Source organism: Staphylococcus edaphicus (assembly GCF_002614725.1).
In the GTDB taxonomy this organism is placed as follows: Bacteria; Bacillota; Bacilli; order Staphylococcales; family Staphylococcaceae; genus Staphylococcus; species Staphylococcus edaphicus.
In genome coordinates, this window is the sequence record NZ_MRZN01000005.1 from 101,129 (window position 1) to 116,555 (window position 15,427).

Sequence of the window (15,427 nt, forward strand, 5' to 3'; positions counted from 1 at the left end):
TTATCCGCCTCCTACAAATTCTAATAGTTCAAGACAATCTTCATCATTAATCTTTACTGCTTGGTAGTCTTCTTGTTTTACTAAATTTTCATTATGCTGAACAATCACTCTATCGGCATCCAAATCTAATTCTTGGAGTATTGCTTGAATACTTAGCGCCTGATTAAAAGTAAAATCATCACCATTTATAACGCATTTCATGTTCTACAGCTCCTTTCAATTGAAAAGTCTTCAAATGCCACTGGTTTGCGTCCACTTTCAATCCATTCGCTCATTTTTAAACCAATCAATGGCGATAATAAAATGCCATTGCGATGGTGACCAGTAACAACGAATAGATTGTTATCTACTTCATCCATAATCGGCTTACCGTTTAAGCCAAATGGCCTTATACCAGACCATTGATGAATCAGTTTACTGTTTGCTAAGTTTGGTACGTAGCTTGTAGCTTGTTCGCACAACCAATTTTTTCCAGATTTTGATACGCCGACAGAATAATTATCGTAATAGCTTGTCGCACCTATTAAGTAACGATGGTTCATTTTAGGAATGATATAACAGCCATTCGTCATAAATAGTGTGGTGTTAAGGTTTAAAGTGGGGTGCTCGACTAAGAGTACCTCGCCTTTTACGCCGGTAACTTGATGTTCAGGAAGATACCGGTTTAATAACTGACCACTCCATGCGCCACCAGCGACAACAACCTTGTTAGAATGATATGTTTCTTTTTGCGTAAGCACCGCATACCCATTACCTTGCTTGTTAATTGCTTGCACTTCACTATGACCAATAAATTGGATGTGACGTTTAGCTAAAGAGTGAAATAATGCTTTAGTATATTTATGTGCGTTGACTTGATTGTCTTCAGGTATCAGCATCGCTGTTAAAGATGGCGACTTTACATTATGATCGGTAATGTCTTCTAGGGACTTTGGAGATAATAATTGCGTATTGGTATTATGTTGGTGCAGAAATTTGAATTGTTTTTCCACGATTGGATTATCTTGTTCACTTTCTGCAATTTTAACCAATCCACTTTCCAAATATTCAATATCCATATCGACTTCTGAAAGTAAACTGTCTTGAAGCGGTTTAAACATTTTTTGAGATTCTTTAGCAAAGTGAAATAACTGACACGCCTCCGTAAATTCATTATGTGCACCTAACATGCCTCCAGCTGCGTAAGATGCATACATACCGCGAATATTCCGATCTATAATCGCGACACGTGCACCTTTTTGACTCAGCTCCCTGGCAATTGACATGCCTATCACACCTGACCCAATAATAATGACATCAAATTTGGTATTCATTCCATCTCTCCCTTAATACAGCAATAGATGCTATGCTTTTTCTTCTGAATATTGTAATGCCAGCAATACCATCAAATCCCTTCGGCAAATAGTTCAGTGTTTGTTCATTCACACCACCAAGTGCAATAATTGGTATGTGATGTTGTAACGCTTTATCAATTTCTGTTTTTGTTCTTGGTGGTTGATCCGGTTTAGAATTGGTTTTAAAAATATGGCTAAACAATATAAAATCTAAATGGCGTGCTTGTGCCTGTTTTATGCTTTGTTCATGATGTGTCGACATACTGATTTGAATAATAGGATGTGTGTGTTTGAAAGAATTTACACGTACGTCAGACTCACTAAAGTGTATTGCCTGTAAATGACACTGTTCTAAAACAGCAATATTGCTATGAATGATTATTTTGTTTCTTGAAAATCCACTGTGTATTAAACCATTAATCCAGTTAACCAGGTCCTTGTGTGACATTGGTGTACGTATCATTAAAAAATCAATCATGGATTCTATTTTTAAATAATGTGTCATATCATCTGAATCTAAATTTTCGTATTCGGTAATTGCTATAAAAATATGGCTCACCCCATTAAAAAAACGTCACTTTTCCGGCTAGAAAAATGACGTTGAAATAACGAGTAATATACCTAAACGCCACTTTCCTACGCCAGTACAAACTGGATCAGGTTCAAGGAATTCCTAAGTTATTACTTCGGTCTCAGCCTTTGACAAGGCACTTCCAGTGGTTTCGCAAACTATTTAATTGTTCATTATACTGTGTTTCTAATTTTCTGAATAATTATCTTCAATTTAACGTATCCTATTTGTTTTTTCAAGTTTCACTTAAAAATAAATGTGTATATTACTATATTTGATTACCTTGATAAACACAATTTTGTGCTCATTTCGGAAGAAATATTTTTAACATTAATCAACGTCAGATATTTTAAGCAATTGCGCAGTAATCGATTGTGTTTGCTGATAAACAGCTTGGTACAATTCAAAGTAAGCCATATATTGTTTGTGTCTTTTAGAATCAGGTTCAAAAACGTATTCATACTTTATAAAATGCTTTGTTATATCGGCCACATGTTCATACCAGCCTAATCCTAAGGCAGCTAACATTGCAGCTCCCATACAAGGGCCTTCTTCATGTTTCAATTTTTTAATTTTAGTATTAAATATATCGGCTTGGAGTTGTAGCCAAAAGTCGCTTTGTGCACCGCCACCAATTGATGTAACAGATGTGATTGTTTTACCCATATGACGTAAATAATTTATAGATTCATATAAAGAAAAAGTGATGCCTTCAATAACAGAACGTGCTATATCATTACGATTATGTGATGTCTTAAGTCCTATGAAACTCCCTCTAATACTAGCATCTCCGTGGGGTGTGCGTTCACCAGATAAGTATGGTGTAAATAATAGTCCATTACTACCTAAAGGTGCCGACTTGGCTTTTGAAATAATTTGGTCATAGTTTAAATGCGGCAGTATATTATTTTTCAACCACCTTAGACTATCACCTGCAGCGAGGGTCACGCCCATTACATAAGACATATCCGTTACGACGTGATTAAAATAGTGCATGTTTTGTTGATAGTCGGCATTTTTATCAGATTCACAAGATAATACAACTCCAGAAGTACCGATACTACACAGTGTTTGGTTATCAGCGATAACTCCTGAACCAAGTGCACCACATGCGTTATCACCACCTCCTGCGAATACAGCCACGAGATTATTTAATCCTAATTCCTGTGCAACATGTTCAGTCACATAGCCCACAAAGTCATCAGAATTTACTAGATTAGGATAAATATGATCAATACCAAATTGTCGGCCAACTTCTTTAGCCCAACATTTTTGCTGATTATCTAATAACAGTGTACTGGAAGCATCTGAATATTCCATATTTAATTTATCCGTCAATTTAAAGCGGACGTAGTCTTTAGGCAATAGGAATACTTCAGTATTAAGCCAATGATTAGGTTCATTTTCCTTTATCCACAATAATTTAGTCAGCGTAAATCCTTCTAATACTGGATTATCTAATACATAATCTCCCAATTTCTTTTTAATTAAATTACATTGGAATGTTGATCTTGTATCATTCCACAAAATAGCATTACGAATTGGTTTATATTCATCGTCTAGAATGACTAAACTATGCATTTGACCAGACAATGATAAGCCTGTCACTTGATAGTGAGTTAATTCCTTGCTGTGTATTAACTGTTTGATACAATCGCATGCGCCCTCAAACCAATCATCCGGATTTTGCTCACTATAACCATTTATAAAATTCATGGTTTTTACTGGTGCATGAACGCTTTTTAGTACTTCACCATACTTGGTCACAGCGATTACTTTGACGGCACTTGTCCCAACATCTATACCTAGCACTACTTCTTTCATATAGGGGGCTCCTTTGTTTTAGATATTTAAAATAAGATATTACAGTATTTTATGTTTACTATTTATAACATGATTTAATTTAAATTAAAAATTCGAAAAAAATTTGTTACTGGCGTGAATTATGGTTCAACATAGGATTTACACTGCTAATAAAAAGAATCAATGTAAGCTCATGTTTTACTTTTTAGTAAGCTATGTGGCCATTAGTCACGCTAGTCTCTAGAATGATTGTGGTAACAGTGCGGTTTGTCTGAAGTTAGACTGAACTCAGGATAAAATACAGCATGAAAAAGGCTTGTTTCACATAATAAGACATGAGCAGAGCGGGAGAATCATTATTTTTGATTAGACGACAGATGTCCACATATGTTTCTGAGGATAATTTTAATGGTTAAGTGGTTGAGTATATTAAGTCATTTTATTTGTGTGTACACTGAAAACATTTGAAGAAGTGCCTTCAATATTTTTGATGCATGGAAATTATATATAAATTTTTTATCGGTACGATTTATATGAAATGGTCATTGTACTTTTACACGAGTAAAAGTGTTCGCTATTTGGCGGAAGGTCTCCATAATTGATATTTAATTTTTCTTTAGTGAAGTGTTTAGGGCAAAATTAAGACGAAGTGCCTTCTAAGCACTTCGTCGATAGAACAATAATTAAAATTACTTTTGGTAGTTATAATTTTGATTCTAATTGATGGATAAGGTGGGTTAACATGGTATTAATCGGTGTAGGAACATCGAATTCTTTTCCATAAGTTGATATTTGTCCATTAAGGTAATCAATTTCAGTTAAACGGCCGTTTGTATAGTCTTGATGCATCGATGGATAGTGGAGGCCTTGCGCATCTTTGGGATAGGATAATTCAACTTTTTTTAAAAGTGCATTGTTATCCAAATGAATCCCTTTTGCTTTTGCAACTGCGACAATCTCTTCAATGATTGCCATCACTATTTCATTTGAATAGGCATCATTACCAAATTCATAAATGGTTTTGTTTAATATTGTACAAAGAGGATTCAAAACACTATTTAATGTTGCTTTGGACCATATTGCTTCAAAAACATTGGTACTAATTTGTGCATTTAAACCTGAGTCATTGAGTATTTGAAGAATTGTATTAGTATGGGCATCCATTGCGCCGTCAGCTCTTTGTAAATATATAGACCCTTCTCCTTCTAGTAATAATTGTCCTGGTCCACGAAGTCCTGCAGTCCACATAGTTACAGCAAGATAAATTTGTGATAGGGGAACAATTTGTGAAAGTCGTTCTTCATGACCCAAGCCATTCATCATACTTAATATGGCTGTATCATTATGAATACAGCCAGCCTCATGTAAGGATTGTAACATTTCTTCAGACGCCATAGCCTTAGTTAGTATAATAATAAGATCAAATTTAGTTGAAATATCTTTAGTTAGTACAGCTGGCAAATTGACAAAAAAGGTATCGTTTTCTGTTTTAATCTCCATACCCTTTGTATTAATACGTTTGACGTGTTCTTCCCAATTATCTATAAGTGTAACATCATAGCCAGCATCTTTTATTGAAACACCAATTCTTCCACCCATTGCGCCTGCTCCCGCTATAGCTATTTTATACATTCAAAACACGCTCCTTAGTTATGTTTCGTTTTTAAAAAGTAAAGCATAGTATAACTATATCATTTTATGTATTTTAAATTGAGCATCGATTCTATTGATGATTTATTTGTCTAATTAGACAAGGCATAAAGTATTGCTTGAGATTTAATTCTTAGCATAATTACATATTCTAGTAGGGGGTAATTGACTATAGAGAAGATGTTTTGATGTGAACGGTTTATTTACATAGACGCAACGCCTATAATGAATATGAGATACGAAAGTAATTGATTGATTCAGCGTGTAAGGCAAATAGAGTGAGTCGAGGGAAGAAGGTTTTTTATGTTTTTAGCTTGGAATGAAATAAAACGGAATAAACTAAAATTCAGTTTGATTATTGGTGTATTAATCATGATTAGTTACTTACTTTTTTTACTTTCAGGGTTAGCAAGTGGCCTAATCAATATGAATAGAGAAGGTATTGATAAATGGCAAGCAGATGCAATCGTATTAAATAAAGATGCAAACCAGACTGTTGAACAATCGATATTCAATGAGAAAGATGTAAAAGATACATATAACAAACAAACAACGTTAAAACAATCGGGTGTCATTGTTTCTAATGGAAATGTTGAAGAAAATGCGCTGTTATTTGGCGTTACTGACAATTCATTTTTAATACCTAAAATGATTGAAGGGAAAAAATTCACTTCCAATAATGAAGTAATCGCAGATGAAACCTTGAAAGAGAAAAACTTTAAAATAGGTGATCATTTATCCCTATCTCAGTCAGATGAGAAGTTGAAAATTGTAGGTTTTAGTGAAAGTGCTAAATACAATGCCTCTCCTGTACTATTTGCCAATAATCAGACGATTGAAAAAATCAATGCTTCCTTAGGTCAGAATAAGACAAATGCAGTTGTTGTAAAAGATAAACACTGGAAAGATAAGCATGTAAATAATGATTTAGAAGCCATTGAAATAGAAAGTTTCGTTAAAAACTTACCTGGTTATCAGGCACAAAATCTAACATTAACTTTTATGATTTCATTTTTATTTGTTATTTCTGCAACGGTTATAGGCATATTTTTATATGTGATTACTTTGCAAAAAACAAATTTATTTGGTGTGTTAAAGGCGCAAGGATTTACGAATGGCTACTTAGCAAAAGTTGTATTATCACAAACATTGATTATTGCGATGATTGGTACAGTCATTGGTCTGCTGTTAACGTTGATTACAGGCGCGTTTTTACCTAGTGCCGTTCCTATTAAATTTAGTGCAGTAACGCTTGTTGTCTACGGTGTCGTCCTTATCTTAGTGTCATTAATCGGTAGTTTGTTCTCTATATTAACAATCAGAAAAGTAGATCCTCTCAAAGCGATTGGATAGAGTAGGAGCGTATAACAAATGTTGGAATTTAAAAATGTAACGAAATATTTTCAAGATGGCAATCAAAAAATAGAAGCTGTTAAACCAACAACACTGAAATTCAATCAAAATGAACTTACCGCAATTATCGGGCCATCAGGTTCTGGGAAAAGCACATGCTTAACAATGGCGGGTGCACTGCAAACACCAAGTTCTGGTGATATTATCATTAACAATAGAGAAGTTTCTCAAATGTCTCAAAAAGCATTGGCCCGTACGAGAATGCAGGAGATTGGTTTTATACTTCAAGCGACAAACCTTGTTCCTTTTTTAACGGTGAAACAACAATTTATATTATTAAAAAAACAAAAAAAAGACGTCTTAACAGCAGAGGACTATAATCAACTTATTTCACAGTTAAATCTTGAAACGCTTGAAAATAAACTTCCAAGTGAAATATCTGGTGGGCAGAAACAACGCGTAGCAATAGCCAAAGCGCTATATACAAAACCATCTATTATTTTGGCTGATGAACCAACAGCTTCGCTTGATACCAAGAATGCGATGGAAGTTATGAAAATTTTAAAAGAGCAGACAAAAGAGAAGCACAAAACATGCATCGTTGTTACGCACGACGAGCGGCTTACTGCGTATTGTGACAAAGTCTATCATATGGAAGATGGCATACTTACACTTACGTAATTTAAAGGTTTATAGTAAAAGCCTGTTGGTTGAAATACTTTGCTAATGATTGAGAGGTAGTGGATTTTCCCAATACAGCAGAGCTTTAGTAGATCGTGAAAATTGCGCTATTTATTGATACTCTGAAACGAAATTAAACAACGTAAAGCTGATTATAGCATAGTGTTTTGTTAAACTTGATAAGAGATGGGCTACAGGACAAGGTCTATAATCGTCAAAATAAGTTGCGCAAATAATTGATTAAATCATTTATATAAAAAAGCTGAGCAAAATGATGCTCAGCTTTTTTTATATTTCATTATCAACTGTATATTTTGAAATCATAATATAAGAAGTAAATAAATCTTATTCTACAAGAATACGAATCAAATGAGTGAAACTGTCAAAATTTAATAAAAGGGTATGATTAATTTATCGTTTTACATTTTTATAAGTCCATTTTCTCCATAATTTTTCTAAAGGACCTTGGTTGAATTTTGCTAACCATAATGATGAGATAATAATCATTAATAATAGTATAGGAAACCCATATAATAATGATTCGGTTGGGGTAGGATAATTTATACCAGTTAATTTCAGTGTAATGATAATGGATAATATTTGTAAAATAAATAATGTAAACGCCATTTTACCTACATTTTCAAAAGGTTTTAATAATTTTTGTACAGGCGTTAACAATGTGAGATACAGTAATACGATAAAATAAATAATCGTTTGCAATGGCGCTGACAATGAAAGTGTTGTTTGCCAATTACTCATATCCAAGAGATATAAGCTAATAATAATGAGTAAAGTAACTAATGATATACAAAATGTAGTAAAGAAAAATTTAACATGCTTTCTGATATCATATATCTTTTTACTTTCACTCATATATAGACCAAACAGCATCAAAAACAATATGTTTAAAGAACTACTATGATAAATAAATGTATTGCCTAAAGTATATGCTATGGAGAGTGTTGCTAAGCATAATATAATCCATTTTCTTTTGATTAATGTAGCAAACATAATGATCATTCCATAAAGAGCATAACCTACAAACGGCAACTCATAAATAACGAGTGGCAAACCAATTACAAGTAAAAAAATTAATCTTCTAAACATTAACATTAAAGGAGATAAATGTTTTTGTTTGGCATTATTTATAAAAATGCCCATCCCAATACCAAATAGGATTGTAAATAAACTAATGAACTTTTCATTTATGACAATTTTGAATATTGAGTCTATCCATTTATCAGTGTCAGAGAAATGAGGCTTAGTTCCTTTTATAATAGGTAGTACTTCATGCATATTGACAAAAATAACGATACAAATAGCTAGACCTCTAATAATATCTAATCCTACTATTCTATGATTATTCACTGTAATCCCTCTCTCTTGTGTAGTCACATTGCGATTGTAGCAATCATTGAAAAGACTGTAATGTAAATGAAGTGACAAAATCACATGATATACGAACAAAGTTGTAATATTTGTGAATACTGATAAAATCGTGTGCTATTAAAATCTTTATTATGAAGTAATTATTGCTTTTAATGTCATGATTATAGAAAACTACTATATACGAATGATTAAAAAAGCAGAAGAAAGCCTAGTACTTTTTTTAGTAGAAAAGTTTATTATAATTTTGAGTTTATTTACCATTGTTTTTAGAATTCAAAAATAAAAAGCTACTAATTCTCATTGTAATTAAGAAAATTAGTAGCGTATCAATTAGTGTTTTATGATTTTTTTCGTATAAATAAATGTAATAGCATACCAGTCAATGACATAAGTGTTCCGATTGATATAGTCAAACTTTCCTGTAGTTTTTCAGCACTAGGTAAAACATTTTGATTAGTGATATGATTACTCATTTTGTCATCTCCTTAATCTACAACTCAATTAAAACTAGTAGCTGTTACTAACGTATTTAAGCTTGATACATAGTTAAAGCGCTTAGTATCATTAGTGTTGATTGGGTTTTCTGGGTTAGTCGAGTTATTTGGATTATCTGGGAGTTCATAGAATTCATTAAAAAATAAATTTATAAAACACATAATTAAACATTTGCCTTAGTTAAGGACTACGATTGTCATTCTTGAAATCGTAGTCCTTTAATTTTATTCCAGTTTTCTACTATTTATACGCTAATAATGGGAAAGATTTATATTGATGTCAGATTCTAGTATTTAGTTTGAAACTATATTGTATTCAAACTAGTAATGAATCATTATTTATATGTACATTTTAGTTTTGCACCTTTGTATAATTTAGTTTAAGTAAAATAAATTTCTTATTCCGATGAAGAGAAAAAATAAATATTTTATAATAACTATTATAATTTCATTATTTATAACTAATTAAATGGTAGCGTTATTGAATTATTAGAAAATGTGAACATAAATTTTTAAAAACTATATAAAAAATATGTAATTTTTATATAGTTGTGCCATTATATGTCGTTCCTTAATTGTACAATAATGTTACCAAGAAAGAGGGTGACTTAGTTGAATCGTTCACATAGGCTTTTGAGTATATATACACGTTTATTAAAACGAAAAGAATTGGATAAGTTGGAGCTTTCTACTGAGTTTAAAGTTAGCGAAAGAACAATTATAAGGGACATTCAAGAGATAAGAAATTATTTTTATGATAATGATGAGTGGATTGAAAAGAAAGAAATCTATTATGACTATGTTAATTGTAAGTACTCTATTAAGAATGGAAGAGAAATAAATTTTTAAAATTTGTCTGATCTTTGAAAAAAGAAAACGGTTTTAATACTTAGTAGCTATGATAATAACTTTAAAACAAAGGTTGGATTATGAGCTGTATATTAGGAAGGATACTCATACGAGGGACTAAATACTATGTTACTGATTGCACTTGGGTTAAAAAAGCGAATTTATTGAATTAGCTTATGTGTTTATAGGTGATCAATACCTATAATAAGTCTGTTTTCTTGGTATATCAAAAAAAGGTGGTTTTAAAAAAGATGAATGGTAAAAGATTAGATTTTTTATCTAATAAATTAAATAAGTATTCAATCCGTAAATTTACGGTGGGTACAGCATCAATATTAGTTGGTGCAACTTTACTTTTTGGATTAAGTAATCAAGCAGAGGCTCAAGAAAATAGTACAAATACTACAGAGCTTGACCAAGAAAATACGGAAGCTGAAACAAATCAAGGAAAAGAAACCCTGGACAATACTGAAGCTTCACCATCAAAAGAAGTTGCAGAAAATGCTGAAGAACCAACATCTAATGAAGTTCCAGAAAGTATTGAAGAAGTAGCATTCAAAGAAACGCCACAAGGTACAGAAGAAGCGACATCTAAAGAGGATTCGGAAGTAACAGAAGAACCAACATCCAAAGAAACCCCACAAAATGTAAAAGAGTCAACATCAGAAGAGGCTTCAGAACCCACTGAAGAAGTAGCATCCAAAGAAACGTCACGAAGCACTGAAGAGGCAGCGCCAAAAGAGGTTTCAGAACGTATTGAAGAGTCAACATCAAAAGAGACGCCACAAAACACATCACAAAGTACTGAAACATTGCCAAAAGAAAATAATGTAGACATTTCACATGTGACAGACAAAGAAACAACTATTACATATTATAAGAATGCTGCTAATGTTTCAAATGAAAAAGCTCGAGAAGTAGTTCGTGATTTAGATACAAAAAACATGAGCGAACGAGAACTACAATTGGCATTACTTAAAGATTTAGCTAATAAACAAAAGGAAAGCAAACCATTAGCCACAGTATATAGATCTGCTACACCGCGTGATAGTGAATCCATTAATATTGCTTCTAACAGACATGTGAACACATTAGCTACAACATCTAATCAAATTGTTGATGTTGATGCTATCGCGTCAGGAAAAATTACTAAGGGTTCTGATTTTCAAACTACAAAAGGCATTGTCAGTGGTTGGTTAGATGTTGCAACTGATAACTATAGCCCTGGTATTAACGGATCAAAAACAGCGTTAAATGATTACAAAGTATATCTACAATGGATGGATAAAGATGGCACAGTCTCTCCTGTTTATCAAGCTATTACTCATGACTTAGGTGGTACTCGTTCAGATCAAGGTGGTAATGGAACGTATGCGTTTGACATTGGTGAAGGTTGGACAGATGCAAATGGTAAAGTTCACAAGCCAGACTTCCAATCTGTATCAGGTCAAAAATATAAAATGTGGTTAGCACCTGGTCAAAATTCAAAAAATGGTAATGAATATTTTACTTATAGAAAACAACCGGGTAATTCAACAGGGTTTTCTGGTGCGGTTGTACCAACAGGTGAATTTATTTTAGCAGGGCACAGTATTCAAAGAACGGCTGTTTATGTTTACGAAAAACCGACTAATGCCACAATGACGACACCAGAATCTGAATGGAAATATGATGATAAAGGACCAGACAAAAACCCTTCCTACCTCCCAGATACAATTAATAAGAAAGATCGCTATGCGGTAAGTGGTAAGGTTTGGTGGGAAACATCAACTGCCGGAACAGAATATCCAACTTCAGCTGGTGAATCGTTTGTTGATCAAACGTTAGAAGAAGCGAAAAATGGTTTTAGAGTAGTTACAAGTGTCTTAACTCCAGAAGGTAAGCAAGCGCTATCTACTACAAATGGTATAGACGATGTAAATGAACGTATTAAAGCACAACAAGCATTAATCAAAACAAATCCAGAATACATTCAACAAACAGTAGTAGCACCAATTGTAAACGGTGAATATACTGCTAGGTTTGATGACAAATTCGATGTTAATTACATGTATCAATATGTAATGGATAAAGATGGTAATGTAGTTCCTGGTTATACAGGGTACTCATCTCCAGTGTTTACTTCACCTAATGATTATGCTAGCTCAGTACCATTCGTTTCAGCTAATAAATCATATGCTTATAATGTTCACTTTGCATTAGTTGCAGATCCAGCTAAATATGATATTGATATTACTAATTTTGATGCAATTGATAATGTAGCACATCCGGGTGATACTGCAGTAAGTAATGTAAGTTCAATGTATTATCCTGGTGAGAAAACTGAAATTGTGTGGTTGGATACATCAGGTGACACACCTGTAGAGCTTTCTAGAACGGCGGTGAATAATAAAGCAGAAGCAGAGAGCGCAGCACAATTTACAGTACCTGAAGACATCGATAGTAGAAAAACATATACTGTCCAATTAGTAGTTAATGATAATGTAATCGCTGCAGATACATTTGCTGCAGATAACGTTATTAAACTTGAAATTGATGCAATTGATAATCAAACAGTTGTAGAAGGTAATCCAATTGCTGATGTTACTGTAAACACTAATAAACCAGGCTCAGAGATTAAAGTAGAAGGCTTACCAGAAGGCGTAACATATCATCCTGAAACAGGTATTATTTCTGGAACACCAATAGTAAATGATTGGAACGATAATTGGGATCCAAATAATCCATCAGCAAGTACTTTTGAAGAAGAACGGGATTTCCAAGTGACTGTTACAGTGACTGATGAAAATGGTGCAACGGCAAGCGAAGATTTTGTGATTAAAGTACAAAGAGATACAGATAAAGATGGTATGCCAGACATTGTTGACGATGACGATGACGGTGATGGTGTACCAGATGATAATGAAATCAATGGTTCAACAAATCCTAAAGATTCAACGGATCATTTAGGTGATAAAGATCATTACGAACCAACAACAGAAGGTGTAACAAAAGATCATGGAACGCCAACAACAGCGGAAGATGTAACAGGAGCAGTAACAATTCCAGATTATCCAAATGATAAAGAACAACCGAAAATCACAGTGGATGATGAAAGCCAATTACCGAACGGTAATACACCAGGTACAACAGAAGTAGACGTGACTGTGACATATCCAGATGGCACAACAGATCACATCAAAGTACCCGTGACAGTAGGTAACGAAGCAGATAATCAAGCATATGAACCAACAACAGAAGGTGTAACAAAAGATCATGGTACGCCAGCAACAGCAGAAGATGTGACAGGAGCAGTAACAATTCCAGATTATCCAAATGATAAAGAACAACCAAAAATCACAGTGGATGATGAAAGCCAATTACCAGACGGTAATACACCAGGCACAACAGAAGTAGACGTGACCGTGACATACCCAGATGGCACAACAGATCACATCAAAGTACCCGTGACAGTAGGCAACGAAGCAGATAATCGAGCATACGAACCAACAACAGAAGGTGTAACAAAAGATCATGGTACGCCAGCAACAGCAGAAGATGTAACAGGAGCAGTAACGATTCCAGATTATCCAAGTGATAAAGAACAACCGAAAATCACAGTGGATGATGAAAGCCAATTACCGGACGGTAATACACCAGGCACAACAGAAGTAGACGTGACCGTGACATATCCAGATGGCACAACAGATCACATCAAAGTACCCGTGACAGTAGGTAACGAAGCAGATAATCAAGCATATGAACCAACAACAGAAGGTGTAACAAAAGATCATGGAACGCCAACAACAGCGGAAGATGTAACAGGAGCAGTAACAATCCCAGATTATCCAAGTGACAAAGAACAACCGAAAATCACAGTGGATGATGAAAGCCAATTACCGAACGGTAATACACCAGGCACAACAGAAGTAGACGTGACTGTGACATACCCAGATGGCACGAAAGATCACATCAAAGTACCTGTGACAGTAGGTAACGAAGCAGATAATCAAGCATACGAACCAACAACAGAAGGTGTAACAAAAGATCATGGAACACCAACAACAGCAGAAGATGTAACAGGAGCAGTAACAATCCCAGATTATCCAAGTGATAAAGAACAACCGAAAATCACAGTAGATGATGAAAGCCAATTACCAGACGGTAATACACCAGGCACAACAGAAGTAGACGTGACCGTGACATATCCAGATGGCACGACAGATCATATCAAAGTACCCGTGACAGTAGGTAACGAAACACAGGCGAATACAAATAATCCGGGTTATGACGATATTTCAGTAAAACCAGGAGAAACAAGCAAAGTCCCACAAAATGGTGATAATACAATGCCTGATGGTACGAAATATAAAGTGGATGAAACAAAGATTCCTTCTGGATGGGAAATATCGGTAGATCAAAATACTGGGGAATTAACTGTAAAACCGTCTAAAGATGCGGTGCCAGGAACATCTGTAGTTATACCAGTAACAGTAATGTACCCAGACGGTTCGACAGAAGAAATATCAGCAATGGTTACAGTTGGTGATGTTGTTGATATTCCAGCACCAACGGTTAATCCGGTTGATGATAACGATAAAGTGGTTACAGGATCAAATGGTACACCTGGAAATACAATTGTAGTTACATTCCCTGATGGCAGTACTTCAGAAGGTAAAGTCGATAAGGATGGTAACTGGACAGTAGATATTCCAAAAGGAGTAGATTTAGATAAAGGTGATATTATAACTGCTGTTGAAAAAGATGAAAAAGGTAATATATCAACACCTACAAATGTTGTAGTAGGAGAAAATTGCGATAACTCATCAGACGGCAACAATGCAGGAGACGGAAAAGATGACACTTCATCAGACGGTAACAATGCAGGAGACGGAGAAGCAGATAATTCATCAGACGGCAACAATGCAGGAGACGGAAAAGATGACACTTCATCAGACAGCAACAATGCAGGAAATGGAAAAGACGATAATTCATCAGACGGTAACAATGCAGTAGGCAGAGCAGATAATAATGCATCTGATAGCAGCATTGTAGGAGATGAAGAAGGTAACAATTTATCAGATGGTAGTCACTCAATTGAAGGCAATCAAGCTTTACCTGAAACAGGTGAAACCGAAAGTAAGCACGCTACAATCTTCGGAACATTATTTGCAGGATTAGGACTATTACTATTCAGAAGACGCAACAAAAGAGAAGAACAATAATTGACATCATGAAAGTGGTAGTGAAATCTAATTAATTTAAAAAGATTTCATCGTACCCGGCAAAGACGACTAGTATAGAAATTAGCTTGATATAAGTGT

Annotated in this window: 11 protein-coding genes and 1 riboswitch; of the genes, 4 read left to right on the top strand and 7 right to left on the bottom strand. The window is 34.3% G+C overall.

Annotated elements, in window-relative coordinates:
• The 5 genes from thiS to BTJ66_RS05040 all read right to left on the bottom strand — a co-directional run bounded on the left by thiS (position 1) and on the right by BTJ66_RS05040 (position 5,340).
• Complete coding sequence (thiS, locus tag BTJ66_RS05020; RefSeq protein WP_099089872.1) at positions 1 to 201, bottom strand: sulfur carrier protein ThiS; 201 nt, start codon at positions 199 to 201, stop codon at positions 1 to 3.
• On the bottom strand, positions 198 to 1,313 hold the full coding sequence (locus BTJ66_RS05025; protein WP_099089873.1) for an NAD(P)/FAD-dependent oxidoreductase: 1,116 nt from the start codon (positions 1,311 to 1,313) through the stop codon (positions 198 to 200). The genes thiS and BTJ66_RS05025 overlap by 4 nt, the downstream gene beginning before the upstream one ends.
• Complete coding sequence (locus BTJ66_RS05030) at positions 1,297 to 1,893, bottom strand: thiamine phosphate synthase (protein ID WP_238597592.1); 597 nt, start codon at positions 1,891 to 1,893, stop codon at positions 1,297 to 1,299. Before BTJ66_RS05030 ends, BTJ66_RS05025 begins: the two co-directional genes overlap by 17 nt.
• Positions 1,894 to 1,950: 57 nt before the next feature.
• A riboswitch (TPP riboswitch) is annotated at positions 1,951 to 2,059 on the bottom strand.
• 176 nt (positions 2,060 to 2,235) lie between these two features.
• Positions 2,236 to 3,729, bottom strand: coding sequence for a xylulokinase (gene xylB / locus BTJ66_RS05035; RefSeq protein WP_099089874.1), 1,494 nt, complete (start codon positions 3,727 to 3,729; stop codon positions 2,236 to 2,238).
• Between the two features lie 681 nt (positions 3,730 to 4,410).
• On the bottom strand, positions 4,411 to 5,340 hold the full coding sequence (locus BTJ66_RS05040) for a ketopantoate reductase family protein (protein ID WP_099089875.1): 930 nt from the start codon (positions 5,338 to 5,340) through the stop codon (positions 4,411 to 4,413).
• A gap of 321 nt (positions 5,341 to 5,661) precedes the next feature.
• On the opposite strand from BTJ66_RS05040, the gene BTJ66_RS05045 reads away from it, so the two are divergent.
• Both BTJ66_RS05045 and BTJ66_RS05050 read left to right on the top strand, forming a co-directional pair.
• Entirely contained in the window at positions 5,662 to 6,711 is a 1,050-nt protein-coding gene (locus tag BTJ66_RS05045; RefSeq protein WP_099089876.1) for an ABC transporter permease, read from the top strand.
• Between the two features lie 18 nt (positions 6,712 to 6,729).
• Entirely contained in the window at positions 6,730 to 7,392 is a 663-nt protein-coding gene (locus BTJ66_RS05050; protein WP_099089877.1) for an ABC transporter ATP-binding protein, read from the top strand.
• Positions 7,393 to 7,803: 411 nt separating this feature from the next.
• Here BTJ66_RS05050 and BTJ66_RS05055 read toward each other — a convergent pair whose 3' ends face one another.
• Complete coding sequence (locus BTJ66_RS05055) at positions 7,804 to 8,760, bottom strand: DUF418 domain-containing protein (RefSeq protein WP_099089878.1); 957 nt, start codon at positions 8,758 to 8,760, stop codon at positions 7,804 to 7,806.
• Between the two features lie 359 nt (positions 8,761 to 9,119).
• Positions 9,120 to 9,254 (bottom strand): hypothetical protein, encoded by a 135-nt coding sequence (locus tag BTJ66_RS13940; protein WP_274521113.1) that lies wholly within the window; start codon positions 9,252 to 9,254, stop codon positions 9,120 to 9,122.
• Between the two features lie 633 nt (positions 9,255 to 9,887).
• Here BTJ66_RS13940 and BTJ66_RS05060 point away from each other — a divergent pair.
• Together BTJ66_RS05060 and BTJ66_RS05065 are read left to right on the top strand one after the other, a co-directional pair.
• Positions 9,888 to 10,124, top strand: a complete 237-nt coding sequence (locus tag BTJ66_RS05060; protein WP_099089879.1) for an HTH domain-containing protein — start codon at positions 9,888 to 9,890, stop codon at positions 10,122 to 10,124.
• A 251-nt stretch (positions 10,125 to 10,375) separates the two neighbouring features.
• Positions 10,376 to 15,328, top strand: coding sequence for a Rib/alpha-like domain-containing protein (locus tag BTJ66_RS05065; RefSeq protein WP_099089880.1), 4,953 nt, complete (start codon positions 10,376 to 10,378; stop codon positions 15,326 to 15,328).
• Positions 15,329 to 15,427: the final 99 nt, after the last annotated feature.

What these genes read in the sequence shown, in the direction of transcription:
- thiS (WP_099089872.1), bottom strand. Translation starts at nt 201, where the DNA reads ATGAAATGCGTTATAAATGGTGATGATTTTACTTTTAATCAGGCGCTA.
- BTJ66_RS05025 (WP_099089873.1), bottom strand. Translation starts at nt 1,313, where the DNA reads ATGAATACCAAATTTGATGTCATTATTATTGGGTCAGGTGTGATAGGC.
- xylB (WP_099089874.1), bottom strand. Translation starts at nt 3,729, where the DNA reads ATGAAAGAAGTAGTGCTAGGTATAGATGTTGGGACAAGTGCCGTCAAA.
- BTJ66_RS05040 (WP_099089875.1), bottom strand. Translation starts at nt 5,340, where the DNA reads ATGTATAAAATAGCTATAGCGGGAGCAGGCGCAATGGGTGGAAGAATT.
- BTJ66_RS05045 (WP_099089876.1), top strand. Translation starts at nt 5,662, where the DNA reads ATGTTTTTAGCTTGGAATGAAATAAAACGGAATAAACTAAAATTCAGT.
- BTJ66_RS05050 (WP_099089877.1), top strand. Translation starts at nt 6,730, where the DNA reads ATGTTGGAATTTAAAAATGTAACGAAATATTTTCAAGATGGCAATCAA.
- BTJ66_RS13940 (WP_274521113.1), bottom strand. Translation starts at nt 9,254, where the DNA reads ATGAGTAATCATATCACTAATCAAAATGTTTTACCTAGTGCTGAAAAA.
- BTJ66_RS05065 (WP_099089880.1), top strand. Translation starts at nt 10,376, where the DNA reads ATGAATGGTAAAAGATTAGATTTTTTATCTAATAAATTAAATAAGTAT.